The organism is Halomonas dongshanensis (assembly GCF_024790395.1).
Lineage (GTDB): Bacteria > Pseudomonadota > Gammaproteobacteria > Pseudomonadales > Halomonadaceae > Vreelandella > Vreelandella dongshanensis.
Genome location: NZ_JAJISC010000005.1, coordinates 104,759 through 127,824, shown reverse-complemented (window position 1 = coordinate 127,824; position 23,066 = coordinate 104,759). Strand labels below are relative to the sequence as shown.

The following is a 23,066-nucleotide window of genomic DNA, read 5'->3' as shown; positions in this document are numbered from 1 at the left end:
ATATGCACGACCAAACACTGACGCAGCTTGCCGCCGCCCTCGCCAGCGGTGAGCTCTCGAGCCGCGAGCTCACCGCTCACTACCTCAAGCGCATCGAGCGCTTCGATGGCACCCTCAACAGCTACATCACCGTCACCGCCGACCAGGCGCTCGAACGCGCCGAGGCCGCCGATAAAGCGCGTGCGGCAGGTAAAGCAGGACTTCTCACCGGCATTCCGCTGGCGCTCAAGGACATCTTCTGCACCCAGGGGGTGAAGACCACCTGCGGCTCGAAGATGCTCGATAACTTCATCGCCCCTTACGACGCCACCGTGGTCGAGCGTCTCTCAGCGGCGGGAACGGTGAGCCTGGGTAAGACCAACATGGACGAGTTCGCCATGGGCTCGTCGAACGAAAATAGCCATTACGGCGCGGTAAAAAACCCCTGGGATCTCTCCGCCGTACCGGGCGGAAGCTCGGGCGGCAGCGCCGCAGCGGTGGCAGCCGACCTCGCCCCGGCCGCGCTGGGTACCGACACCGGCGGCTCGATTCGGCAACCGGCGGCGTTTTGCGGCATCACCGGGCTCAAGCCCACCTACGGGCGCGTCTCGCGCTTTGGGATAATCGCCTACGCTTCGAGCCTCGACCAAGCGGGCCCCATGGCGCGCAGCGCCGAAGATTGCGCTCATCTGATGAACGTCATTTCCGGCCACGACGGGCGCGACTCCACCAGCGTGACCCGCGGTGTTCCGGACTACACCGAGACGCTGGGCGCTCCGCTTTCGGGGCTCAAAATCGGCCTGCCGAAGGAGTACTTCGGCGACGGTTTGACCACCGAGGTCGAACAGGCCGTGCGCGAAGCGATCAAGGTCTACGAGTCGCTCGGCGCCACGGTGCGCGAGGTGAGCTTACCGCATACCCACTACGCCATCCCGGCTTACTACGTCATCGCCCCGGCGGAGGCCTCCTCCAACCTGTCGCGCTACGACGGCGTGCGTTTTGGCCACCGCTGCGACGACCCGAGCGATCTATTCGATCTCTACACTCGCTCGCGGGCCGAAGGCTTCGGCGACGAGGTCAAGCGCCGCATCCTGATCGGCACCCATACGCTCTCCGAAGGCTTTTTCGACGCCTATTACAAAAAAGCGCAGCAGGTGCGCCGCCTGATCCGTCAGGACTTTCTCGATGCCTTCGAAGAGGTCGACGTGCTCATGGGCCCGGCCTCGCCCACCCCGGCATTCGACCTCGGCGCCAAGAAAGACCCGGTATCGATGTATCTGCAAGACATCTACACCATCGCGGTGAACCTCGCGGGCATCCCCGGCATCAGCATTCCCGCAGGGCTTGCGGCCAATCGCCCGGTCGGCTTGCAGATTCTCGGCACCCATTTTGCCGAAGCCAAGCTGCTCAACGTCGCGCACCAGTTCCAGCAGGCCACCGATTGGCACCTGCAGCGCCCCGCTTTCGCCCTGGAGAACGCCTAATGCAATGGGAAACGGTAATCGGGCTTGAGGTCCACGTTCAACTCGCCACCCGCTCGAAGATCTTCTCGGGCGCCCCGACGGCGTTTGGCGCCGAACCCAACACCCAGGCCTGCGCGGTCGATTTGGGCCTGCCCGGCGTGCTGCCGGTGGTCAACGAGCAGGCCGTGGCCATGGCGGTTCAGTTCGGCCTCGCCGTCCACGCCGAGATCGCCGAAGTATCGATCTTCGATCGCAAGAACTACTTCTACCCCGATCTGCCCAAGGGCTACCAGACGAGCCAGATGTACCACCCCATCGTCGGGCCTGGTGAAGTCGAGGTGACGCTGGACGACGACACCACGCGGCGTATTCGTATCCACCACGCCCACCTGGAAGAAGACGCCGGTAAGTCGCTGCACGAAGACATCCACGGCATGACCGGCATCGACCTCAACCGCGCCGGCACTCCGCTGCTCGAAATCGTCTCCGAACCCGACATGCGCAACGCCAAAGAGGCGGTAGCCTACTTGAAGGCGCTGCACTCGATCGTCACTTACCTCGGCATCTCCGATGGCAACATGGCCGAAGGCTCGATGCGCTGCGACGTCAACGTCTCGGTTCGCCCCAAGGGTCAGGAGGCCTTCGGCACCCGCGCCGAGATCAAGAACGTCAACTCCTTCCGCTTCGTCGAACGCGCCATCGCCTTCGAGGTCGAGCGTCAGATCGAGCTGATCGAGGATGGCGGCAAAGTGGTCCAGGAGACACGCCTGTACGATCCCGACCGCGACGAGACGCGCAGCATGCGTACCAAGGAAGAAGCCAACGACTACCGCTACTTCCCCTGCCCTGATCTTTTGCCCGTGGTGCTCGACCAGGCCTACCTGGATCATTTGCGCGGCCAGCTGCCGGAACTTCCCGCCGACAAGCGCGAGCGTTTCCAAAGCGCGCTCGGCCTTTCGGCCTACGATGCCAGCGTGCTGTCGGCCAGCCGCGAAATGGCCGAGTTCTTCGAAGAGACCTTTGACGTTTGCGGCGATGCCAAGCAGGCGGCCAACTGGGTTCAGGGCGAGCTCTCGGGCGCGCTCAACCGCGAAAATCTCGGCGTCGCTCAGAGCCCGATCACCGCGCGCCAGCTGGGCGAGCTGATCGCTCGGGTGATCGACGGCACCATCAACGGTAAGGCAGCCAAGCAGGTCTTCCAGGCGCTATGGAACGGCCAGGGCGAAAGCGCCGATGAAGTGATCGAATCCAAAGGGCTGAAACAGGTCACCGATACCGGCGCCATCGAAGCAATGATCGACCAGGTGATCCAAGAGAGCCCGGTGCAGGTCGCCCAGTACCGCGACGCCGAACCCGACAAGCGCGGCAAGATGATCGGCTACTTCGTTGGCCAGGTGATGAAGGCCTCGCGCGGCACCGCCAACCCGCAGCAGGTCAACGGCCTGCTCAAAGAGAAGCTGGACGCGCTGGTCTAACTCCCTTCAACGTCTAGCTTCTCTCAACGTCCAGTAACGCAGAAGGCGGCTTTAGAGCCGCCTTCTGCGTATTTGAGCTAACCGCGTTAACCGGCTGCCACCCTTAAAGCTGGCTCGGCTCGGTGAAGCTCTTGAGTTGCGCGCAGCCTGCGGCCCACACCTCGGCGTCAAGCTCGGCGATGGCGACGGTGGGAAAGCCCAGTGTTCGACCAGATGCGTCCTCGACCAGCCGCGCGGTCAGTTCGCCCACGAGTGGCATGTGGCTCACCAGAATCACGTACCCTTCTGCCTGCATCGAAGGCTCTTCCAGAAGCCAGTCGATAACGCCTTCGGGCGCATCGTCCGGGGTGATGTGCGAAAGCGTCTCCACGCTCACCCCAAGCGCCTCGGCGAGAAAGCCCGCCGTCTGCTGGGCGCGGCGATAGGGGCTTGCCCACAAGCGCACTGGGTGCTCAATGTGACCCCTTAGCCATTGCGCCATCTTGTGCACCTCGCCCTCGCCTGCCGCGCTCAGGGTGCGCGCCGCGTCCGGGTAGCCTGGGTTCGCCTCGCCGTGACGCATGATCAAGAGCTTAGCCATGCCAGCCTCCGCTGTCACGATGGGCTTGCTGGACATCCTCGCGCGGCAGAATGAACTCTACGTCGCTGCTCTGCTCGCCCATCATCAACATGCGCGCCATGTCCGTGGCGGGCACGCCGTCGAACAGTACGCGGTAGAGCCCTTCGGCCAAAGGCATGTAGACGCCTGCTTCTTCCGCTTTGGCGCACACCAGCTTGACGGTATTGACCCCTTCGGCCACCTGCCCCAGCGCCTCGACTGCTTCATCCAGCGTCTTGCCCAGGCCCAGCGCTTGCCCCACGCGGAAGTTACGCGAAAGCGGCGACGAGCAAGTGACGATGAGATCGCCCACGCCGGAAAGCCCTAGAAAGGTCATCGGGTTGGCGCCTTGCGCGACGGCAAAGCGGCTCATTTCGGCCAGCGCCCGGGTGATCAGCATGCTGCGGGTGTTCTCGCCCATGCCCAGCGCCGCGGCCATACCGGCGGCAATGGCGTAGATATTCTTGAGCGCACCGCCAAGCTCGACCCCGTGGCGGTCGTTACTGGCGTAGACGCGAAAGTAGCGACAGCTCAGCGCCTGCTGCACCCGGGTGCGGGTCAGCGTATCGGCGCTGGCGACTACGGTCGCGGTCAACTGCTGATCGGCGATCTCGGAGGCGAGATTGGGCCCGGCGATAACGCCGATGCGGGCAAAGCCGGTCTCCTCTTCGAGTACCTGGCTCATCAATAGAAAGCTTTCGGCCTCGATACCTTTGGTAGTGCTGACCAGAATCTGCTCCGGCGAAAGCCAGGGCCTCGCGGCCTGGACGACGCTGCGAAATGCCTTGGAAGGAATCGCGATCAAAACCAAGTCGGCACCGCTAAGCACTGTGGCCAAGCTGGTCGATGCAGTGACGGCGGGGTGAATGGCGTAGTCCGGCAGGTAGCGACCGTTACGATGCTCACGATTGATCTGCGCCACCAGCGCCTCATCGCGCATCCACTGGCGTACGCGCGCGCCGTTGGCTGCCCCAATGCTTGCCAGCGCCGTACCGAAACTGCCGCCCCCAAGGACGGCTACGTTGATCTGCTGTTCAGCCATGCCGATGTTCCACGCTATCGCTATCCATGAATGTCGTGCCCCGTTATACCCCATTCGCGAGGCAATTACCCTCAACAACGAAACGGCCCGACGGGAGATCCCGCCGGGCCGCTCGTTCACGCCTGATCGATTAGGCGGTGAGTACGCTGTTCAAACGCTTGACGTAGGCTGCCGGGTCATCGAGGTGACCGCCTTCGGCGATGATCGCCTGGTCGAGCAGGATATGCGCCAGCGACGCGAAGAGCGCGTCGTTGGCGCCTTCGAGACGCGCGACTAGGGCATGCTCGGGGTTGAGCTCGAGGATCGGCTTGACCTCGGGCAGCGTCTGACCTGCGGCTTCCATGATGCGGCGCATCTGGTAGCCCATCTCGTGCTCGGGAAGCACCACGCAGGCAGGCGAGTCGGTCAGACGGTGAGTGACCTTGACCTCCTGAACCTGATCGCCCAGCGCCTCCTTGACGCGCTTGACCAGTGATTCTTTGGCCTTGGCAGTCTCTTCCTGGGCCTTTTTCTCCTCCTCGTTCTCGACGTCGCCAAGATCGAGATCGCCTTTGGCGACATCGGCCAAGGACTTGCCATCGAACTCGGTCAAATGGCTCATCAGCCATTCGTCGATGCGATCGGAGAGCAGAAGGACTTCGATGCCCTTCTTACGGAAGATTTCCAGATGCGGGCTGTTCTTGGCGGCGTTGAAGCTATCGGCAACCACATAGTAGATCTTCTTCTGCCCCTCTTTCATACGCTCGACGTACTCGGCCAGGGAGTGCTCCTGGGCAGCGGTGTCGGTATGCGTCGAGGCGAAGCGCAGCAGCGCTGCGATCTTCTCGCGGTTGGCGAAGTCCTCACCGGGACCTTCTTTGAGCACGCTGCCGAAGGTGTTCCAGAACGTCTGATACTGCTCTTTGTCCTGGGCCAGCTTCTTGAGCATGTCCAGCGCTCGCTTGGTCAGCGCGCTCTTGATCTTATCGACCTTGGGATCCTGCTGCAGCAGTTCACGAGAGACGTTGAGCGAAAGATCGCGGGTATCGAGTACGCCCTTGACGAAGCGCAGGTAGAGCGGCAAGAACTGTTCGGCGTCGTCCATGATGAACACGCGCTGAACGTAGAGCTTGACGCCCCGGGCGCCATCGCGATCGAACAGATCGAAAGGGGCACGGCCGGGAACGTAGAGCAGACTGGTGTATTCGAGCTTGCCTTCGACCTTATTGTGGCTCCAGGTCAAGGGGTCGCTGAAGTCGTGGGCGATGTGCTTGTAGAACGCTTTGTACTCGTCGTCGCTGACCTCGCTCTTGGGGCGTGCCCAGAGGGCGGTAGCCTCGTTGACCGTTTCCCAAGTGGTGACTTCGCTACCTTCGATGTCGTTGCCGTCATCGTCCTTGGCGGTCTCGGTCTTGGGCATACGCACCGGCACTTCGATGTGGTCGGAGTACTTGCGTACCAGGTTTTGCAGGCGGTAGTCGTCGGCGAACTCCTTGGCGTCCTCTTTCAGGTGCAAGACGATTTCGGTGCCGTGCTTGTCGCGCTCGATGTCGGCAACGCTGAATTCACCCTCGCCCTTGGAGCGCCACTCGACGCCTTCAAAAGCCGCGCTACCCGCCTTACGCGTACGTACGACGACCTCGTCGGCAACGATGAAACCGGAGTAAAAACCGACGCCGAACTGACCGATCAGCTTGGCATCCTTTTGCTGCTCGCCGGAGAGCTGGCTCAAAAACTCGGCGGTGCCCGAGCGCGCGATGGTGCCGAGATTACTGATCACGTCTTCGCGATTCATGCCGATGCCGTTGTCGCGCAGCGTGATAGTACCTGCCTTGCTGTCGTGCTCGATCTCGATACGCAGGTCGCTATCGCCTTCGTAGAGGGCATCGTTGTCCAGCGCCGCGTAGCGCAGCTTGTCACAGGCGTCGGCAGCATTGGAGATCAGCTCGCGCAGGAAAATCTCCCGGTTGGAGTACAGGGAGTGAATCATCAGGTTCAGCAACTGCTTGACTTCGGTCTGAAAGCCCAGCGTCTCTTCGTGCGTTGCGGTGGACATACTAACCCTCATCCATCATATCGTCGGGAACCGCTCGGGCAGCAAGGCGTAGCATGCGGCCCGAGCAAACTTAGGATGAAAGCAATATGGGGCTCGGCATCGACTTTTCAACCGCCTGGAGACCATCGATGCAGTGATAAGCGTCGCAACAGCCTCCCGCTACTGTGTAGACTGTCAGCCTTTGGTTTTTTCCTATTCGCCGACGCACCCGAGGGAGTCCTATGCAGGTTTTGCCACTTCGCCATTCCGCCCGCGCGCTCTATGCGGCGCTGCTTCTGGGCCTGCCCGCCTTGGGCCTACCGGCGCTAGGCTGGGGCGCCAATGCCAGCGCCATGGATAGCGCCATGAGTACCGCGCTTAACGCCGCCCGCGAGCAGCGCTGGGACCGCGTCGACGAACAGGCGATCCAAGGTCACGTGCTAAGCGGCTACGTCGACTACCACCGCCTGCGCGGTCAGTTGCCGCAACTGTCCCCTGAGACGGTCAATCAATTCATCGCCACCCACGCCGATTCGCCCCTGGCCGATTGGCTACGCGGCCAGGCGATCAGCCAATATGGCCGCGCAGGGCGCTATCAGGACCTATTGGCGGTAGCCGATGGCGAACCGGCGGGCAGCGCGCGCCAGTGCTACTACTACACCGCGCTCTATCCAAGCCAACCCGAAGTAGCCCGCGAAGCAGGCATGGCGCTTTGGAAAGTCGGCAGCTCCCAGCCCGACGCCTGCGATACGCTCTTCGACCGTCTGCGAGCCGATGGCACCCTCGATGAAACCGCCATCTGGGAGCGCAAGATGCTGGCCTGGCAGGCGGGCGAGACGCGCCTGATGGACTATCTTGGCAATAGCCTAAGCGGGCAGTGGCAAACGGCCAACGACACCGTGGCTCGGGTCGATCGCGATAGCCGCGCCGTGGCCTCGGCGCCGCCCTGCTTAGGCCCCGAATGTGCGGCCACGGCCGCTTTCTACGTCGCCGCCATGCAGCGCTTCACCCGCGAAGATACCGCCGAGGCCTTTAGCGTTTGGCAGGCCATTGGCGAACATCTCACCCTGCCCACCGCCACGCGCCAAGCGATCGAAGAGGAGCTCGCCTTCTACGCCCTGGTACGCGACGTGCCCGGCACCCAGAGCTGGGTCGACAGCGTGCTGCCGAGCTTGGACAGCGAACGCGTACTGGAACTGCGCGTACGTCGGGCGCTGGCAGAGCGCAACTGGCCCGATGTGATTCACTGGATCGCCGAGATGGCGCCCGAACAGCAGCAAAACAGCCGCTGGGAGTATTGGCTCGCGCGTGCCAACGAACAGCTGGGCAATCAGGAGGCCGCTACGGCGCGCTATCGCCAGGCAGCGCAGGATCGCAGCTTCTACGGCTTCGCCGCCGCCGAACGCCTGGGTCAGCCGCTGCAGCTCAACCTCGAACGCAATCACTTTGACGAGGCTTCCCGCGAGCGCATTGCTCGTCTGCCGGTGGTGCAGCGTACCGAAGCGCTGCTGCGTATCGGTGAAGATGGGCTGGCCAACAGCGAGTGGCTCAACGCCGCTAGCCACTTCTCGCTCTATGAGGTGCGCGAGCTCGCCGACTACGCCGAGCATCGCGGCTGGTATCCGCGCCTGGTCCAGACGACCATTGCCGCCGGGCTGTGGGACGCCCTCGACTGGCGTTTCCCCGCTGCCTACCGCGATAGCTTCATCAACTGGGGCAACGCTACCGGGGTCGATCCTTACCTTTTGATGGCCATTACCCGGCGCGAAAGCGCCTATAACCCCGAGGCCCTGTCACCGGCAGGCGCGCGCGGCCTCATGCAGCTCATGCCCGGAACCGCGACACTGGTGAGCCGCCAAGTCGGCATTAGCGATCCCGGCCCCTACGGCATTCTCGACCCGGAGACCAACATCCGCTTGGGCAGCACCTATCTACGCGACAAGATCAATCGCTATCAGGGCAATCGCCTAGCGGCCGCTGCGGCCTACAACGCCGGGCCTGGGCGGGTCGACCAGTGGCTTGCGAGCAACAGCGTCGATGCCTTCGATCTGTTCGTCGAAAGCATTCCCTTCCGCGAAACCCGCGACTACGTCCAGGCCGTGCTCAGCTACCGCGCGATCTTCGAGAGCCTGGATAACGGCGGCAACAGCCAGGGCGTGGCACTGCTAACCCCGAATGAGCGTCAGACGCGCTACGATAGCGCCTCACTGCGCCGTTGATCTCTTACCTTGGCAGCGCCTCGTCGATGACGTTTAGACGGGGCGCTGCTCCAAGGCCAATTTGATACCGAAAAATACCAATACGGCGCCGGTGGCGGCATTGAGGGTGCGCGCAAAACGTACGCTGGCAAGCCACTTGGTCGCACTTCCCACCATCAACACAATAATGATCTGCCAAACGTTGGCAATCACGAAGTGCACGCCTGCAAGCCACAGCGACTTCAGCAGCGCCGGGTCGCTGGGGGCGATGAACTGGGGAAGAAAGGCCATGTAGAAAACCACTGTTTTAGGATTGAGGACGTTGGATAAAAAGCCCTCTTTGATCGGCTGCCACAGCGGCACGGGAGCAGACTGACTGCCAAGCCCCTGCACTGGAAGCGCCGTACCGCGCCGCGCTGCGAGCAGGCTATTGACCCCGAGCCAAATGAGGTACCCCGCCCCCACCAGTTTGAGCAGATGAAATGCCCACGCCGACTGCAGCAAAATCAAGGAGATTCCCAGCGCCGAGATGGTGGCATGAACGAAAAGTCCGCTACAGATGGCAAGACTCGTGGCGATACCATCGCGCACGCCACCGCGCGCGGTATTACGAATGACCAAGAGCGTATCGACCCCAGGGCTTAGCGAGAGCAGCGTGATGGCAAGGAGAAAAGGAAGGAATTGTGCGTCGATCAGGCCAAATTCGTGCATCGGGGGACTCTCGAGGGTTCTAAATCTAGGTTATGAAGAATTTTTAGCCACCCGCTGGACGCCCAGATTCATTGCATCTACATTGGTTTTGGCGGGTGGGGACGACTGCCCGTTCGATCATCAGGCATGTTAAGGAAATCGACAATGGCAACTGGCACTGTCAAGTGGTTCAACGACACCAAGGGTTACGGATTCATCTCCCCGGACGACGGCGGTGACGATCTGTTCGCCCACTTCTCCGAGATTCAAGCTGAAGGTTTCAAGACCCTGCAAGACGGTCAGAAAGTCACCTTCGACGTGACTCAGGGTAAAAAAGGCCTTCAGGCTTCCAACATCCGCGTTGCTTGATCATTCTGATCCAACCGGATGACCAAAGGCCCGCATCGAGCGGGCCTTTTTTGTGCGTCACTTTCTCTCCCTTAGTATTCGCCCTCCTAGGCATTCCACACCCTAGCGTTCGGCATCGCCCTCTTCGGGCGAAGTGACTGGGTTTTCTTCGCTAGCACCCGGCGCACGTTCGGGTTGAGGCGTGCTGCGCTCTTGCTCGATCTCGTCGAACTGGGCTTCCAGGCGCTTTTGCGCCTCTTCGAAGCGGCGCTCGTTCTCTTCGATCAGCGCCTGCACGTCGGTGGCTTCCAGATCGTCTTCGAGACGCGGGTCGCTTTCGATGCGCTGGGTTTCCCAGCTAGGGGCCAACGGCTCGCTCTCCATTGGCTCGAGCACGGGATCCTCCTGCTCGATCTCTTCGAACTGAGCCTCTAGCCGCTGCTGTGCTTCTTCGAAGCGCCGCTCGTTCTCTTCGATCATCGCATCGACATCGGAGCGGCTGGTCTCACCTGGAATACCGCCCGACTCCAACACCTCTTCGGGGTCGGCGGCGAGCGTCTCTTCGGTGGCGTCTACGTTAGTAGGCTGATCGCTGGCAGAAGCCGCAGACGGCTGGCCCTCGGCGTCGAGCGCTTCGGCACGCTCAAGCTCTTCGGCGACCTGACGTGCTTCCACTTCGTCTTCGATAGCCTCTGGGTTGGGCATATCGTCGGCATTCTCCACCGCCGCAGGCACATCGTCATCTGCACCCTCTGCGGTGGCAGGTGTATTGGCCGCATCGCTTTGACTTGCGGGGGCCTCGCTAGCCTCGTTGGCTGGCTCTTCCTGGGAATCGCCGCAGGCGCTGAGCAGCAGTGCCAGGGCGGCCAGCGCGGGAATCCAAAGGCGGTTATTCGCCATAACGGTCGTCTCTCCTATCTTGATTTTTCGCTCGAATATCTCGTTCCAGCGTTAGTCACGGTAAAGCGCTGATTATGCTAAATCCTGGACTTAGCGTTCGCGGGACGACAGCAGCGTAGTCGCTTCGGGCAGCATGAGCGGTAGCGCCAGCGGCACGACCTCGAGACTAAAGCGGTCGTACTGGCGCGCTTCGCCATCCAGGGTCAAAGGCCAGGGTTCATCGCCGTTTTGGGTCGTCACACCGAGTCGCCGCGTAGAGAAATAGTTCACGAAGCGCCCATCGGCGGGAAAGTCCTGTAGCTCTTGCATCAGCTGCGGGAGCTCGGCCACGGAACGAAAGTCCTTGACCAGCAGCACGTCGATACGCCCATCGTCGAGCTTGGCTCTGGGGGCTAGCACCTGACCGCCGCCGGACTGGCGGCCATTACCGGCAGCAAGCAGCAACAGCGAAACGTCGCGCTGCTCGCCTTCCCAGTGTAGCGTGCCGCGGTAGCTGCGGTGGCGCCACGCCTTCATCGCGCCCATAACGGAGTAGGCGCCTCCGCCCAGCAGGCGCTTGAGCATCTTGGGCGTCGACGAAGTGATCTCGGCGCCGAAACCACCGGTGGCCATGTTGAGGTAGTGCGATACACTAGTATCGCCCTTGGCCTGAGCCGTGACCTTGACGACATCGATGGGGTGCACCTCTTGCTCGGCCAGGGCCTTCAAGGCTTCGCCGGGCTCGAGCGGGATACCGATCGAGGTGGCAAAATCGTTGGCGCTGCCAAGCGGCACGATGCCCAGCGGCAAGCGCCGGTCGTGGGGCTGACGCATCAGCCCGTTCATCACTTCGCTAACGGTACCGTCGCCGCCGCAGGCGATGACGTGGGTGGCGCCCCAGTCGCTCGCCCGCTCGGCGAAATCGGCAGCGTCGCCGCCCTCCCAAGTCGCGCGCACGGTAATCGTGCGGCCAGCGTCGCGCTGCGCCATGATGGCATCGCGTAGATCGCTGCGCCCAGCAGACTTGCCATTGACGATCAAAAGCCAGTGGGATTGTGCTGTCACCAGCGTTTCTCCTTCCGTGGTTACTTCGCGTTAGGTGATACCGATCGTCAAGCCAGGGCTTTCTCGATCACTTCATACACATTAGCAGATAGCGGCTCGGCTTTGATGCGCTCGAGCGCCTGACGCATCAGCGCCTGACGGGCGTCATCGAAGCGCTGCCAGCGCGTCAGCGGCGTCAGCATGCGCGCGGCGACATCGGGGTTGAGCCGGTTGAGTTCGATGACCACATCGGCCAGCAGCGCATAACCTTTACCATCAAGACGATGGAAGTTGATGCGGTTCTGGGCGAAGGCGCCGATGAGCGCGCGCACCTTGTTGGGATTTTTCAACGAGAACGCTGGATGCTGCATCAAGTGCTCGACGCGCTCGAGCGCATCGCTCTGCGGGCGAGTCACCTGAATGGTGAACCACTGATCCATCACTAGCGGGTCGTGGGCCCACTTCTCGCCGAAGGCCTTGAGCGCTGGGGCAGCAAGGTGGTTATGCTCGCTGTGTACTAGCAGCGTCAGCGCCTGACGCACGTCGGTCATGTTGTGGTTGGCGTCGAACTGCGCCTGACAGTAGGCCAGCCCCTGGTCATCGTCGATCGCCATCAAATACGCCAGGGCGACGTTTTTGACGCTGCGCTGACCGATCTGCTCGGGCGTTGGCGCGTAAGCCTCTTGGCTCTGGTTGTCCTCGTAGAGCGCGAGGAACTCATCGCGCAGCGCCAGCGCCAGCGATTGACGCACGAACTCGCGCGCAGCGTGGATGGCATCGACATCGACCAGCGGCTGCTGTTCGGCGATGTACGCCTCCGACGGCAGCGTGAGCATCTCTGCCAGCACCGCCTTGTCTTCCATCGGCGTGGTCAGCAGCAGGCGAAACGCCTCGACGACGCGGCTATCCATGACCTTCTCCACACCGTTTCTATGCGCGGCAATGAGGTCGTCGAGTGCCAGCATCGCCAAGCGCTGCCCGGCATCCCAGCGGTTGAAGCCATCGCTGTCGTGGGTGAGCAGAAACGCAAGCTCCTCACGCGAGTAGGGGAAGTGCAGCTTGACCGGCGCCGAGAAGTCGCGCAGAAGCGACGGTACTGGTGCCTCGGCCACCTCGGTGAAGACGAAGGTCTGCTCCTCTTCGCGCAGGTGGATGACGCCATCGGTGCCAAGCGACTCGCCCGCCAGGGTAAGGCGAAGATCCTGCCCCGACTTGGTGCCCACGAGCCCAAGACGTACGGGGATATGCAGCGGTTTTTTGAACGGCTGGCCCGGCGTTGCCGGAGTGCGCTGACGCAGGGTCAAGCGATACTCGCCGTGAACATAGTCGTACTCGCCGTAGGCATCGATCTCGGGCGTACCGGCCTGGGCGTACCAGCGCATGAACTGAGTCAAATCGGCGCCGGACACCTCGGCCATACAGGCGACGAAGTCTTCGATGGTCACGGCCTGACCGTCAAAGCGCTCGAAGTAGAGATCGGAGCCGCGACGAAACGCCTCCGCTCCGATCAAATTGCACAACATGCGCACCACTTCAGCGCCCTTTTCGTAGATGGTGAGGGTGTAGAAGTTGGTGATTTCGATGTAGTGATCCGGACGCACCGGATGCGCCGTGGGCCCGGCGTCTTCGGCGAACTGGGCGGTGCGGAAGAAAGCGACGTCTTCGATACGCTTGACCGGCGCCGAGTTGACGTCGGCCGAGAAGCACTGGTCACGAAAGACGGTGAAGCCCTCTTTTAGCGAGAGCTGGAACCAGTCGCGGCAGGTCACGCGGTTGCCCGACCAGTTGTGAAAATATTCGTGGGCGACGATGCTCTCGACGCGCTGAAATGCTTGGTCGGTGGCGGTATGCGGGTGAGTCAACACCGCTGCCGAGTTGAAGATATTGAGCCCCTTGTTCTCCATGGCGCCCATGTTGAAGTCGTTGACCGCAACGATCATGAACAGATCGAGATCGTACTCACGGCCATAGGTCTCTTCATCCCAGCGCATGGCGCGCTTGAGCGAGGCCATGGCGTGGGCGGTCTTGTCGAGGTTCTCCTCTTCTACCCAAATTTGTAGGGTGACGTCGCGCCCGCTCTGGGTGGTGAAGCCATCCTCAACCTTGTAGAGCTCGCCTGCCACCAGGGCAAACAGATAGCTCGGCTTGGGATGCGGGTCTTCCCAGGTAACGAAATGGCGGCCGCCGTCGAGCTCGCCGCGCTCGACCGGATTACCGTTGGCCAAGAGCACGGGCGATTTAGCCTTGTCGCCAATCACGGTCACCTTGAACGTTGCCATCACATCGGGGCGATCGGGGTAGTAGGTGATACGACGAAAGCCCTCGGCCTCGCACTGGGTGCAGTACATACCGCTGGACTGATAGAGCCCTTCCAGCGCGGTATTCTCGCAGGGCGCGATCTCGACCACGCTTTCGAGCACGAAGCGCTCGGGCACGCGGGCGATCTCGAGCCCGCCCTCGACCAGGCGATAGTCCCCTTCGTCCAAGACGGTACCGTCTAGCGCAAGCGAATGCAGGGTGAGGTATTCGCCGTGCAGAAAGAGCGGCGCATCGCTGGCCGCCTCGGGGTGACGCGTCATATCGAGGCGGGCAGAGACGCGGGTGGCGGCGGGGTCAAGATCGAATGTCAGCTCGGTATGGCTCACCTGGTAGGCGGGTGGCTGATACTCCTGCAAATGAACCGGCTGATGATCGGACATACGACATGACTCCTGTAAGTCGAAACGAATGGGGCGAAACGAATGGGGCGAAACAAATTAGTCGACGCGAACGGTGCGTACCGCACGCGTGACAACGCACGCTAAGAAATGACTAGCGACGCAGGCTCAATCGCGGAAGTTGTTGAACTGCAGCGGCAGCTCAGGCCCCTCCTCACCGCGCAGCAGCGCCATAACGCTCTGCAGGTCGTCGCGCTTCTTGCCGGTGACGCGCACCTTGTCGCCTTGGATCTGCGCCTGCACCTTGAGCTTGCTGGCCTTGATGCGCTTGACGATATCCTTGGCTTCGGCTTGATCGAGCCCCTGCTTGAGCACGACATCCTGACGCGCTTTTACCCCAGAAAGCACGGGATCTTTGACGTCCATGCAGCGGGCATCGATATCGCGGGCAATCAGGCGGCTGCGCAGCACGTCAAGCATCTGCTTGAGCTGAAAATCGACTTCGGCTTCGAGCTTCACGGTCTCGCCGTCGAGCTCGAAGCTGGCATCGACGCCCTTGAAGTCGAAGCGCGACTGCACTTCACGGTTGGCCTGATCCACCGCGTTGGTGGCTTCGTGCTGATCGAACTCGGAAACGATATCGAAAGAGGGCATGGCATACTTCCTGACAAGACATGACCCACCATTTTAGAGCAGCTACCCCCCTTCGGGCCAACCCTAACGCGACTTTGCTTGCCGGAAGCACCCATCAACGCAAACGGCGCCCACCAGGGGCGCCGTTTCAAGGCCTTGAAGGCGTGGCATCACTCGCCGAAAGGATTACGCAACACGATGGTCTCGTTGCGATCCGGACCGGTAGAGATGATATCGATGCTGGTGCCGACCTTCTCTTCGAGAAAGCGAATGTAGGCACGGGCATTGGCCGGAAGCGCCTCGACGCTCTTGGCGCCCAGGGTCGATTCGCTCCAACCCGGCAGATCCTCGTAGACCGGCTCGACGGCTTCGTAGCCTTCGGAATCGACCGGGTTGTCGAGCACGTCGCCATCCTTGCTGCGATAGCCCACGCAAACGCGGATGTTCTCCAGGCCATCGAGCACGTCGAGCTTGGTCAGACAGATACCCGAGACCGAGTTGATCTGCACCGCGTGGCGCAGCGCCACGGCGTCAAACCAGCCACAGCGGCGCGGACGACCGGTGGTGGCACCAAACTCATGCCCACGCTCGGCTAGGTGGCGGCCGTGGTCATCGAAGAGTTCGGTGGGGAACGGTCCAGAGCCGACGCGGGTGGTATACGCCTTGGTGATGCCCAGCACGTAGTCGAGATAGAGCGGACCGACGCCGGAACCCGTGGCGGTACCGCCAGCAGTGGTGTTGGAGCTGGTCACGAACGGATAGGTGCCGTGGTCGATATCCAGAAGCGAGCCCTGGGCACCTTCGAACAGAATGTTTTCGTCGGCTTTACGCAGATCGTGCACCAGGGTCACGGTGTCGCTGACCATCGGGCGCAGCTCTTCGGCCATCTGCATGGCGCTATCGAGCACCTCCTGGAAGTCGACAGGCTGCTCGCCGTGATAATTGACCAGCACGAAGTTGTGGTAGTCGAGCACTTCGCCGAGCTTGGAGGCAAACCGCTCACGGTGGAGCATATCGCCCAGACGCAGACCGCGGCGCGCAACCTTGTCTTCGTAGGCGGGGCCAATGCCGCGACCGGTGGTACCGATCTTGGCCACGCCACGCGCTTTCTCGCGGGCCTGATCCAGACGCACGTGGTACGGCAGGATCAAGGGGCACGCCGGTGAAAGGCGCAGACGCTCGCGCACCGGTACGCCTTTCTCCTCGAGCTCGCGGATCTCCTTGATCAGCGCTTCCGGCGACAGCACAACGCCGTTGCCGATCACGCAGGTCTTGTTAGGGCGCAGAATGCCCGACGGAATCAGGTGCAGCACCGTCTTCTCGCCGTCGATGACCAGCGTATGGCCTGCGTTATGGCCGCCCTGGAAACGAACCACCGCCGCGGCGGACTCCGTCAGCAGGTCCACGATCTTGCCCTTGCCTTCGTCACCCCACTGGGTGCCCAGGACTACGACGTTCTTACCCATTATGCACTCGTCTCTTGTGTCAAGGCCGTTGCCTGCCAACGACCGTCGATGAACTCAAGACGGCGGTCGCATGCGTGCTCCGCCGGCCCAGTACGCTGCCCCGGCAGCGCTTGAATAACGCGTTCTCCCTGCTCACGCAGCCGAGATACGGCGTGCTTGAGCGCTTCATCCTGCTCGGCGGGCGCCCAGATGCCACCCGGCGTCGCCGAGGCCGCCGCCAGCGAGGCCAACTGCTTCAGATCCATCGAGAAGCCGGTGGCCGGGCGGGCGCGGCCAAAGGCGCGACCGCTGTCGTCGTAGCGGCCGCCCTTGGCCAGCGCCTGACCATAGCCGGGCACGTAGGCGGCAAACATCATAGCGGTGTGATACTGATAGCCGCGCAGCTCGGCCAAATCGACGTAGAGCGACACGTCAAAGCGTGCCGAGACCTCGCGATAAAGCGCATCGAGCTGGTCCAGCGCCGTCATCACCGAGGCGGGCGCAGAGGCGAAGCGCTCGCGAGCCAGGCTCAGCACGCTAGCGTCGCCGTGAAGCTCGCCAAGGGCGACGAACATAGCCCTGAGCCCCGGGTCACTGACGCTCGCTTCGACCTCCAGCGCGAGTTGGCCGGGCGATTTCAACGCCAGCGCCGCAAATAGCGCGCTCTCTTGGGCAGCGCTCAGCTCGGCGGCCTCGACCAAGGCGCGGTAGATGCCGATATGGCCCAGCGCCAGGTGGATCTCCTGGGCACCGGCGGCTTCGAGGCTTGCCAGTGCAAGATGAATGATTTCGCTGTCGGCTTCGAGCCCGGCATGACCAAAGAGCTCGACGCCGACCTGCACGGGGCTGCGCCCGCCCTGATGCTGGTCGGCCTTGGCTCGCAGCACGTTGGTGCAGTAGCACAGGCGCACCGGCCCCTGCCGACGCAGGGAGTGCGCATCCATACGCGCCACCTGGGGGGTGACATCGGCGGAGGCGCCCATCATACGGCCGGTCAGCTGGTCAGTGAGTTTGAAGGTTTGCAGATCGAGATCGGTACCGGTGCCGGTGAGCAGGGAATCGAGAAACTCCACCGGGGGCGGCATGACTTGCTCGTAGCCCCAGCGGTAATAAAGGTCCAGGAGCCCACGGCGTAGTTCTTCCATGCGGCTTGCTTGAGGCGGCAGCACCTCGTCCATGCCGTCGGGCAGCAGCCAGCGGTCAGCAATGGTCATGTGAACAATCCTACGAGACGACGGTAAGGCCCGATGGAGCGAAGTGCCTAGACGCGGTATGCCCAAAGGGGCAAGAGCGCAGCCGACACAGATCGATAACGTACTGCGGCGCGCCAGGTCGTTGCAACTTCAGGCCACAAATTCAGGCCACAAAAAAACCGGGCGAACGCCCGGTTCAACTTAGTCTACCACGTTTGCACGGAGGGTGAACCCTGAACGCTGAGATTCAGGGCAATTCATCCTCAGTGCGTGTCACTCGCCGCTAGGCTGGCCTGCCGAATTAGGCAGCGCGCCACGCAGATAGCGGAAGAAGTCGCTATCGGGCTCCAGCACCAGCAGATTATCGTCACCGGCAAAGCTTGCACGGTAGGCGTTCAGGCTACGCCAGAAGGAGAAGAACTCCTGATCCTGGTCGTACGCTGCCGAGTAGATCGCCGCGGCCTGGGCATCGCCCTCACCGCGCAGCGTCTCGGAGCGCTCGTTGGCCTGAGCCAGCAGTACTTGGCGGCGACGGTCGGCGTTGGCGCGAATACGTTCGGCCTCTTCCTGCCCCTGGGCCCGCCACTCGCGCGCTTCGCGCTCACGCTCGGAGCGCATACGCTCGAATACCGCCGTCGAGACGTCATCGGGCAGGTCGATACGCTTGATGCGTACATCACGAATCGCCACGCCAAGCTCGTCCTGCAGCAGGGCGTCGAGCTCCTGGGTCGGGCCGGTCATTAGATCGTCGCGACGCTCGGCGATAATCTCTTGCAGATTCAAGCGACCGAACTCGTTACGCAGGCTCTCGTCGACACGCGGCTGAATCAGGCGTGCCGCCATCATCTCATCGCCCGATGTCGCCTCGTAGTAGCGCGTCGGATCGATGACCTGCCATTTGACGTAGGAGTCGACGATCACCGCTTTCTGCTCGAGGGTGAGATAGCGGCTCGTTTCGGTATCCAGCGTCAGCAGGCGTGCGTCGAACTTACGCACGGTCTGAGCGATCGGCATCTTGACGTGCAGGCCGGGCGGAATGTCGTCTTCGATGACCTCACCAAAGCGCAGTTTTACCGCGCGCTCGGTTTCATCGACGACGTACAGGCTGTTGCTGGCAATCCAGGCGATGACCGCCAGGACGATGATGATCAGCAGGGATCGATTATTGAACACTTAGCGGCCCTCCCTGCGGATGGAGCTGTTGTTGCTGGATGAGGAAGAGCTGGACGCCCCCTGGGTCGCGCGTAAGCGGTCGATGACCTGTGGGTCGAGCTCTTCGCCCGAGTTGCTATCGCTACCGCTAGCCGACTGACCGGCACTCTGGCGATTACCATTTGAACCAGAGCGCAGCTGATCGAGCGGCAAATACATCAGCGGCGCGTTGTCGCTAACGTCGAGAAGCACCTTAGGCGTATTGCCAAAGACCTCTTCGATGGCGTCTAGGTACATGCGCTCACGCATGACCAGCGGTGAGTTCTGGTACTCGCCCAGCAACGCATTGAAGCGGTTGGCCTGGCCCTGCGCTTCGGCGACGACCGACTCGCGGTAGCCCTGGCCCTGCTCGACGATACGCTGTGCCTGACCCTGGGCCGCCGGAATGATGGCGTTGGCGTAGGCCATGCCTTCGTTGATGGTCCGCTGGCGATCTTCACGCGCGCGGATAACGTCATCGAAGGCATCGATGACCGGTGCCGGTGCCGAAGTAGACTCGATGTTGATGGTTTGCAGACGAATACCGGCGCCGTAGGCGTCGAGGTAGGTCTGCAAGCGGCTTGCGACCGAGCTACCGAGAATCTCACGACCCGAGGTCAGAATGTCGATCATGTCGGTACCGCCGACCACGTGGCGCAAAGAGGAGTCTAGAGCATTTTCGATCGAGAGCCCCGGGTCACGCACGTTGAGGACGAAATCTCGCGGGTTGGCTACTTGATACTGGGCCGAAATCTCGACTTCGACGATGTTCTCGTCGCGGGTCAGCATCGATTGAGTCTGGGTCAGAGAACGTACGCGGGTAACGTTGACCATGCGCACGTCGTCGATCAGCGGCGGGTTCCAGTGCAGGCCCGGGTTTACGGTATCCTGATATTCACCAAAGCGCAGCACCACGCCCCGCTCGGACTGATCGACTAGATAGAAACCGGTGGCTGCCCAGATCGCTAATGCCACGACCACGACAAGCCCCGGAAGCGCCAGCGCGTTACGCGGCTTTCCGCCGCCGCTGCGACCACCGCCACCGCGCTTGCCGCCACCGTTGCGACGACCGCCGCCACCCAGCATGTTATTGAGCTTGTCCTGAAATTTCTTCAGCGCTTCATCAAGATCTGGAGGGCCCTGGTTGTTACCGTTCTGGTTATTACCGCTTGGGTTCTTATTCCCGTTACCACCGTCGTTACCACTGTTGCGGTTGCCGCCGTCATTGTTGCCACGTCGCCCCCCGCTGCTCCATGGGTCGTGCTGGTTGCCACCACCGGGCTCATTCCAGGCCATACATCGTCTCCACTAAGGTATTCGCCTACGCCCGGCCCCTGCTACATGGTTCCCGTTGGGTGGCCCCGGAGGCACCGAGCGTCAATATTGTCGCTATCGCTATTTTTCAGTTATATGCCGCTTTATTCCGTTATACGCAGCGCAAGGCGAGCTGGCTACCACTCCTCGCGCTCGTAAAGCGCCTTGGGCAAGTAATTCTCGGCGCGCTCGCCCAGCTGTGCCATGAGCTGATTGAAGTCACGCCGCGGCAGGCGCACATCTAGCACCGAATGCCCCTGCTCGTCGAAGGACTCTGCGCGCACGGCGTTCAAGTCATGAAGCCCTGCCCGGAGCCTACCCTGTTCGGGCGCAAGCGTCAGCGAAAACCCGATGACATCCTCGGCCAAGCGCTCGGAAATAGCCTGATTGAGCAACTCGAGCCCCTGCCTCGTTTGGGCAGAGAGCCATACTACCTGAGGCTCACCGCTGCCGTTGCGCTCGATGCGTGGGGCGCTGTCGAGCTTATCGATCTTGTTCATGACCTTGAGCACCGGCACCTCATCGGCACCGATCTCTTCGAGCACGCGCTCGACCTGCTCGACGTTGAGCTCACGATCAGGGTCGGCGGCATCTATCACGTGGACGAGCAGCGTGGCTTCGGCAGCCTCCTGCAGCGTGGCCCGAAACGCTTCGACCAGCTTGTGCGGCAGGTGGCGAATGAAGCCTACCGTGTCGGCGAGCACCACCGGGCCTACGTCTTCGATCTCCAAGCGCCTGAGCGTGGGGTCGAGCGTAGCAAAAAGCTGGTCGGCGGCGTAGACCTCGGCGTTGGTCAAGGCGTTGAATAACGTGGATTTACCTGCGTTGGTATAGCCCACCAGCGATACGCTGTGAATTTCGGCCCGTGCACGTGCGCGACGGTTCTGTTCGCGCTGGCTGCGAACCTTTTCCAAACGCTTTTGGATCGACTTGATACGCGCACGTAAAAGGCGCCGGTCGGTTTCGAGCTGGGTTTCACCCGGCCCGCGTAAACCGATACCGCCCTTTTGGCGCTCTAGGTGGGTCCACCCGCGAATGAGGCGCGTGGACATGTATTCGAGCTGAGCGAGCTCGACTTGGAGCTTGCCCTCGTGCGTCCTTGCGCGCTGAGCGAAGATATCGAGAATCAAACCGGTACGATCAAGCACCCGGCAAGATAGCTCGCGTTCGAGGTTGCGCTGTTGGGAAGGACTAAGAGAGTGATTAAAAATCACCAGTTCGGCTTGGTGAGCCGCGAGCATGGCTCGCAGCTCCTCCAGCTTGCCGGACCCGATGAAACTACGCGGATCGGGGCGGCTGCGGCTGGCGGTGAGCAGCGTCGCGGGCTCGGCACCAGCCGAGCGCACGAGCTCGAGAAACTCACCTGGATCTTCACGCGCCTGTTCATCATGAAAGTCGACGTGAACGAGAACTGCCGTCTCACCGGCATCTGGGCGTTCAAAAAACAATCAATACCTCGTGGAATCAGTGCTCCAAGGGGTGTCAGGCGTCGGCGTCTTGCCCTGCCGCGTCCTGGGCCGGCAAACGCACGTTGCGCGACGGCACCACAGTGGAGATCGCATGTTTGTAAACCATCTGACTGACGGTGTTGCGCAGCAGGATCACGAACTGGTCAAACGACTCGATCTGGCCCTGCAGCTTGATGCCGTTGACCAAGAAGATGGAGACCGGAATGCGCTCCTTGCGCAGAATGTTCAGGTACGGGTCTTGGAGGGACTGCCCTTTGGACATTGTTGCTCTCCCTAAACTGTCTAGAGGGTTGGTATCAAATGGCGCGACGTCTTACGTCTTGCCCTAATCTTGTTGCCCGAAAGGCCTGGTCACCCGGCCGCTCGAAAACATACACATGGAACCACTATCTTACGCTAAGGACCGCTTTCGCGCACGAGTTTCAGTAGCTTATCCCATGCATCGCTGCGCTGCGTATCGATCCACTCAAGTCCTGTCCAGCTCCTGAGCCAAGTTAACTGGCGTTTGGCGAGCTGACGCGAGGCAATGATGCCGCGTTCGACCATCTGATCGCGGTCATAATCACCGTCGAGATACTCCCATACTTGGCGATAACCTACGCTCTTGAGCGCGGGCAGGTCACGATGAAGCTCGCTACGCTTTCTGAGGGCGACGACCTCATCAATCAACCCCTGATCGAGCATCATATGGAAACGCTTGGCGATACGCGCGTGCAGCACGGCGCGGTCGGCGGGTGCCAGGGCTATCGACACCACGCGCCAGGGAAAGTTTTCCGGCGCCTGCTCGGCCCAGAGCGCGCTCATGGGCCGCTTAGTGAGTCGATAGACCTCGAGCGCTCGCATCAGCCGTTGCGGGTCGTTGGGATGAATGCGCGCCGCCGACACCGGATCGACCTCGGCAAGCTCGCGATGCAGCGCGCCAAGGCCCTGCTCGCGCCAGAGCGCTTCGAGCTCGGCGCGCACGTTCGCATCAGCAGCGGGCAGATTGGCCACGCCCTCGACCAAACGTTTGTAGTAGAGCATGGTGCCGCCCACCAGCAGCGGCACCTTGCCCGTCGCGCTGATGCGGCGCATCTCGGCCATCGCATCGGCGCGAAAATCCGCCGCCGAATAGGGCTCAGAAGGGTCACGAATGTCGATCAGCCGGTGCGGCGCACGGGCAAGCTCGTCGGCGCTGGGTTTGGCACTGCCGATATCCATGCCGCGATAGACCATTGCCGAATCGACGCTGATCAACTCGCAGCCCAGGCGCTCGTGCAGAGCGATCGCCATGTCGGTTTTACCGGCCGCCGTGGGCCCCATCAAAAAGATCGCCCGGGGGCGTATATCCGCCATGCGCGGCCTAGCTCCTACTGCGAGAAATATGCTGGGAATAACTATGTTGAGAGTAGCTATGTTGGGAGTAACGATGCTGAGATTAACTATGCTGAGAGC

The 23,066-nt window shown here is 61.8% G+C and carries 19 protein-coding genes; 4 read left to right on the top strand and 15 right to left on the bottom strand.

All coding sequences use genetic code 11. The annotated features are described in order from the left end of the window. Positions 1 to 2 precede the first annotated feature (2 nt). Both gatA and gatB read left to right on the top strand, forming a co-directional pair. On the top strand, positions 3 to 1,463 hold the full coding sequence (gene gatA / locus LLY24_RS11750) for an Asp-tRNA(Asn)/Glu-tRNA(Gln) amidotransferase subunit GatA (protein WP_259036488.1): 1,461 nt from the start codon (positions 3 to 5) through the stop codon (positions 1,461 to 1,463). Continuing rightward, entirely contained in the window at positions 1,463 to 2,917 is a 1,455-nt protein-coding gene (gene gatB, locus LLY24_RS11745; protein ID WP_259036487.1) for an Asp-tRNA(Asn)/Glu-tRNA(Gln) amidotransferase subunit GatB, read from the top strand. The genes gatA and gatB overlap by 1 nt, the downstream gene beginning before the upstream one ends. 103 nt (positions 2,918 to 3,020) lie before the next feature. Here the strand turns inward: gatB and sixA are convergent, their stop codons facing one another. From sixA to htpG, 3 genes are all read right to left on the bottom strand, one after another. After that, positions 3,021 to 3,497, bottom strand: coding sequence for a phosphohistidine phosphatase SixA (gene sixA / locus LLY24_RS11740; protein WP_259036486.1), 477 nt, complete (start codon positions 3,495 to 3,497; stop codon positions 3,021 to 3,023). After that, complete coding sequence (locus tag LLY24_RS11735; protein ID WP_259036485.1) at positions 3,490 to 4,557, bottom strand: NAD(P)H-dependent glycerol-3-phosphate dehydrogenase; 1,068 nt, start codon at positions 4,555 to 4,557, stop codon at positions 3,490 to 3,492. The genes sixA and LLY24_RS11735 overlap by 8 nt, the downstream gene beginning before the upstream one ends. Before the next feature lie 130 nt (positions 4,558 to 4,687). Beyond that, complete coding sequence (gene htpG / locus LLY24_RS11730; RefSeq protein ID WP_259036484.1) at positions 4,688 to 6,592, bottom strand: molecular chaperone HtpG; 1,905 nt, start codon at positions 6,590 to 6,592, stop codon at positions 4,688 to 4,690. 221 nt (positions 6,593 to 6,813) lie between these two features. Here htpG and LLY24_RS11725 point away from each other — a divergent pair, with 221 nt between their 5' ends. Then, positions 6,814 to 8,790 (top strand): transglycosylase SLT domain-containing protein, encoded by a 1,977-nt coding sequence (locus tag LLY24_RS11725; RefSeq protein WP_259036483.1) that lies wholly within the window; start codon positions 6,814 to 6,816, stop codon positions 8,788 to 8,790. A 33-nt stretch (positions 8,791 to 8,823) separates the two neighbouring features. On the opposite strand, the gene LLY24_RS11720 is transcribed toward LLY24_RS11725, so the two are convergent. After that, complete coding sequence (locus LLY24_RS11720; RefSeq protein ID WP_259036482.1) at positions 8,824 to 9,480, bottom strand: LysE family translocator; 657 nt, start codon at positions 9,478 to 9,480, stop codon at positions 8,824 to 8,826. Positions 9,481 to 9,624: 144 nt separating this feature from the next. Here LLY24_RS11720 and LLY24_RS11715 point away from each other — a divergent pair, with 144 nt between their 5' ends. After that, complete coding sequence (locus tag LLY24_RS11715; RefSeq protein WP_259036481.1) at positions 9,625 to 9,828, top strand: cold-shock protein; 204 nt, start codon at positions 9,625 to 9,627, stop codon at positions 9,826 to 9,828. Between the two features lie 102 nt (positions 9,829 to 9,930). On the opposite strand, the gene LLY24_RS11710 is transcribed toward LLY24_RS11715, so the two are convergent. The 11 genes from LLY24_RS11710 to miaA form a co-directional block, all read right to left on the bottom strand. Then, positions 9,931 to 10,707 (bottom strand): hypothetical protein, encoded by a 777-nt coding sequence (locus LLY24_RS11710; protein ID WP_259036480.1) that lies wholly within the window; start codon positions 10,705 to 10,707, stop codon positions 9,931 to 9,933. Between the two features lie 90 nt (positions 10,708 to 10,797). Continuing rightward, a complete protein-coding gene (gene yegS / locus LLY24_RS11705; protein WP_259036723.1) occupies positions 10,798 to 11,754 on the bottom strand; it encodes a lipid kinase YegS in 957 nt (318 codons plus the stop codon). Between the two features lie 44 nt (positions 11,755 to 11,798). Continuing rightward, on the bottom strand, positions 11,799 to 14,429 hold the full coding sequence (gene pepN, locus LLY24_RS11700) for an aminopeptidase N (RefSeq protein WP_259036479.1): 2,631 nt from the start codon (positions 14,427 to 14,429) through the stop codon (positions 11,799 to 11,801). 126 nt (positions 14,430 to 14,555) lie between these two features. Beyond that, positions 14,556 to 15,041, bottom strand: coding sequence for a YajQ family cyclic di-GMP-binding protein (locus LLY24_RS11695; protein ID WP_259036478.1), 486 nt, complete (start codon positions 15,039 to 15,041; stop codon positions 14,556 to 14,558). Between the two features lie 149 nt (positions 15,042 to 15,190). After that, complete coding sequence (locus LLY24_RS11690) at positions 15,191 to 16,486, bottom strand: adenylosuccinate synthase (protein ID WP_259036477.1); 1,296 nt, start codon at positions 16,484 to 16,486, stop codon at positions 15,191 to 15,193. After that, entirely contained in the window at positions 16,486 to 17,679 is a 1,194-nt protein-coding gene (locus tag LLY24_RS11685; protein ID WP_259036476.1) for an ATP phosphoribosyltransferase regulatory subunit, read from the bottom strand. The genes LLY24_RS11690 and LLY24_RS11685 overlap by 1 nt, the downstream gene beginning before the upstream one ends. A 252-nt stretch (positions 17,680 to 17,931) precedes the next feature. Continuing rightward, positions 17,932 to 18,831: a protease modulator HflC gene (gene hflC / locus LLY24_RS11680; protein WP_259036475.1), complete on the bottom strand. Its 900-nt coding sequence runs from the start codon at positions 18,829 to 18,831 to the stop codon at positions 17,932 to 17,934. After that, positions 18,832 to 20,145, bottom strand: coding sequence for an FtsH protease activity modulator HflK (hflK, locus tag LLY24_RS11675; RefSeq protein WP_259036474.1), 1,314 nt, complete (start codon positions 20,143 to 20,145; stop codon positions 18,832 to 18,834). It abuts the gene before it with no gap. A gap of 155 nt (positions 20,146 to 20,300) precedes the next feature. Continuing rightward, positions 20,301 to 21,611: a ribosome rescue GTPase HflX gene (gene hflX / locus LLY24_RS11670; RefSeq protein ID WP_259036473.1), complete on the bottom strand. Its 1,311-nt coding sequence runs from the start codon at positions 21,609 to 21,611 to the stop codon at positions 20,301 to 20,303. Between the two features lie 34 nt (positions 21,612 to 21,645). Next, on the bottom strand, positions 21,646 to 21,894 hold the full coding sequence (hfq, locus tag LLY24_RS11665; RefSeq protein WP_259036472.1) for an RNA chaperone Hfq: 249 nt from the start codon (positions 21,892 to 21,894) through the stop codon (positions 21,646 to 21,648). 134 nt (positions 21,895 to 22,028) lie between these two features. Beyond that, on the bottom strand, positions 22,029 to 22,967 hold the full coding sequence (miaA, locus tag LLY24_RS11660) for a tRNA (adenosine(37)-N6)-dimethylallyltransferase MiaA (protein WP_259036471.1): 939 nt from the start codon (positions 22,965 to 22,967) through the stop codon (positions 22,029 to 22,031). Positions 22,968 to 23,066 lie beyond the last annotated feature (99 nt).

Bases quoted from the DNA above. Each gene is read 5' to 3' on its own strand.
- gatA (WP_259036488.1), top strand. From the start codon at position 3: ATGCACGACCAAACACTGACGCAGCTTGCCGCCGCCCTCGCCAGCGGT.
- gatB (WP_259036487.1), top strand. From the start codon at position 1,463: ATGCAATGGGAAACGGTAATCGGGCTTGAGGTCCACGTTCAACTCGCC.
- sixA (WP_259036486.1), bottom strand. From the start codon at position 3,497: ATGGCTAAGCTCTTGATCATGCGTCACGGCGAGGCGAACCCAGGCTAC.
- LLY24_RS11735 (WP_259036485.1), bottom strand. From the start codon at position 4,557: ATGGCTGAACAGCAGATCAACGTAGCCGTCCTTGGGGGCGGCAGTTTC.
- htpG (WP_259036484.1), bottom strand. From the start codon at position 6,592: ATGTCCACCGCAACGCACGAAGAGACGCTGGGCTTTCAGACCGAAGTC.
- LLY24_RS11725 (WP_259036483.1), top strand. From the start codon at position 6,814: ATGCAGGTTTTGCCACTTCGCCATTCCGCCCGCGCGCTCTATGCGGCG.
- LLY24_RS11720 (WP_259036482.1), bottom strand. From the start codon at position 9,480: ATGCACGAATTTGGCCTGATCGACGCACAATTCCTTCCTTTTCTCCTT.
- LLY24_RS11715 (WP_259036481.1), top strand. From the start codon at position 9,625: ATGGCAACTGGCACTGTCAAGTGGTTCAACGACACCAAGGGTTACGGA.
- LLY24_RS11710 (WP_259036480.1), bottom strand. From the start codon at position 10,707: ATGGCGAATAACCGCCTTTGGATTCCCGCGCTGGCCGCCCTGGCACTG.
- pepN (WP_259036479.1), bottom strand. From the start codon at position 14,429: ATGTCCGATCATCAGCCGGTTCATTTGCAGGAGTATCAGCCACCCGCC.
- LLY24_RS11695 (WP_259036478.1), bottom strand. From the start codon at position 15,041: ATGCCCTCTTTCGATATCGTTTCCGAGTTCGATCAGCACGAAGCCACC.
- LLY24_RS11690 (WP_259036477.1), bottom strand. From the start codon at position 16,486: ATGGGTAAGAACGTCGTAGTCCTGGGCACCCAGTGGGGTGACGAAGGC.
- LLY24_RS11685 (WP_259036476.1), bottom strand. From the start codon at position 17,679: ATGACCATTGCTGACCGCTGGCTGCTGCCCGACGGCATGGACGAGGTG.
- hflK (WP_259036474.1), bottom strand. From the start codon at position 20,145: ATGGCCTGGAATGAGCCCGGTGGTGGCAACCAGCACGACCCATGGAGC.
- hfq (WP_259036472.1), bottom strand. From the start codon at position 21,894: ATGTCCAAAGGGCAGTCCCTCCAAGACCCGTACCTGAACATTCTGCGC.
- miaA (WP_259036471.1), bottom strand. From the start codon at position 22,967: ATGGCGGATATACGCCCCCGGGCGATCTTTTTGATGGGGCCCACGGCG.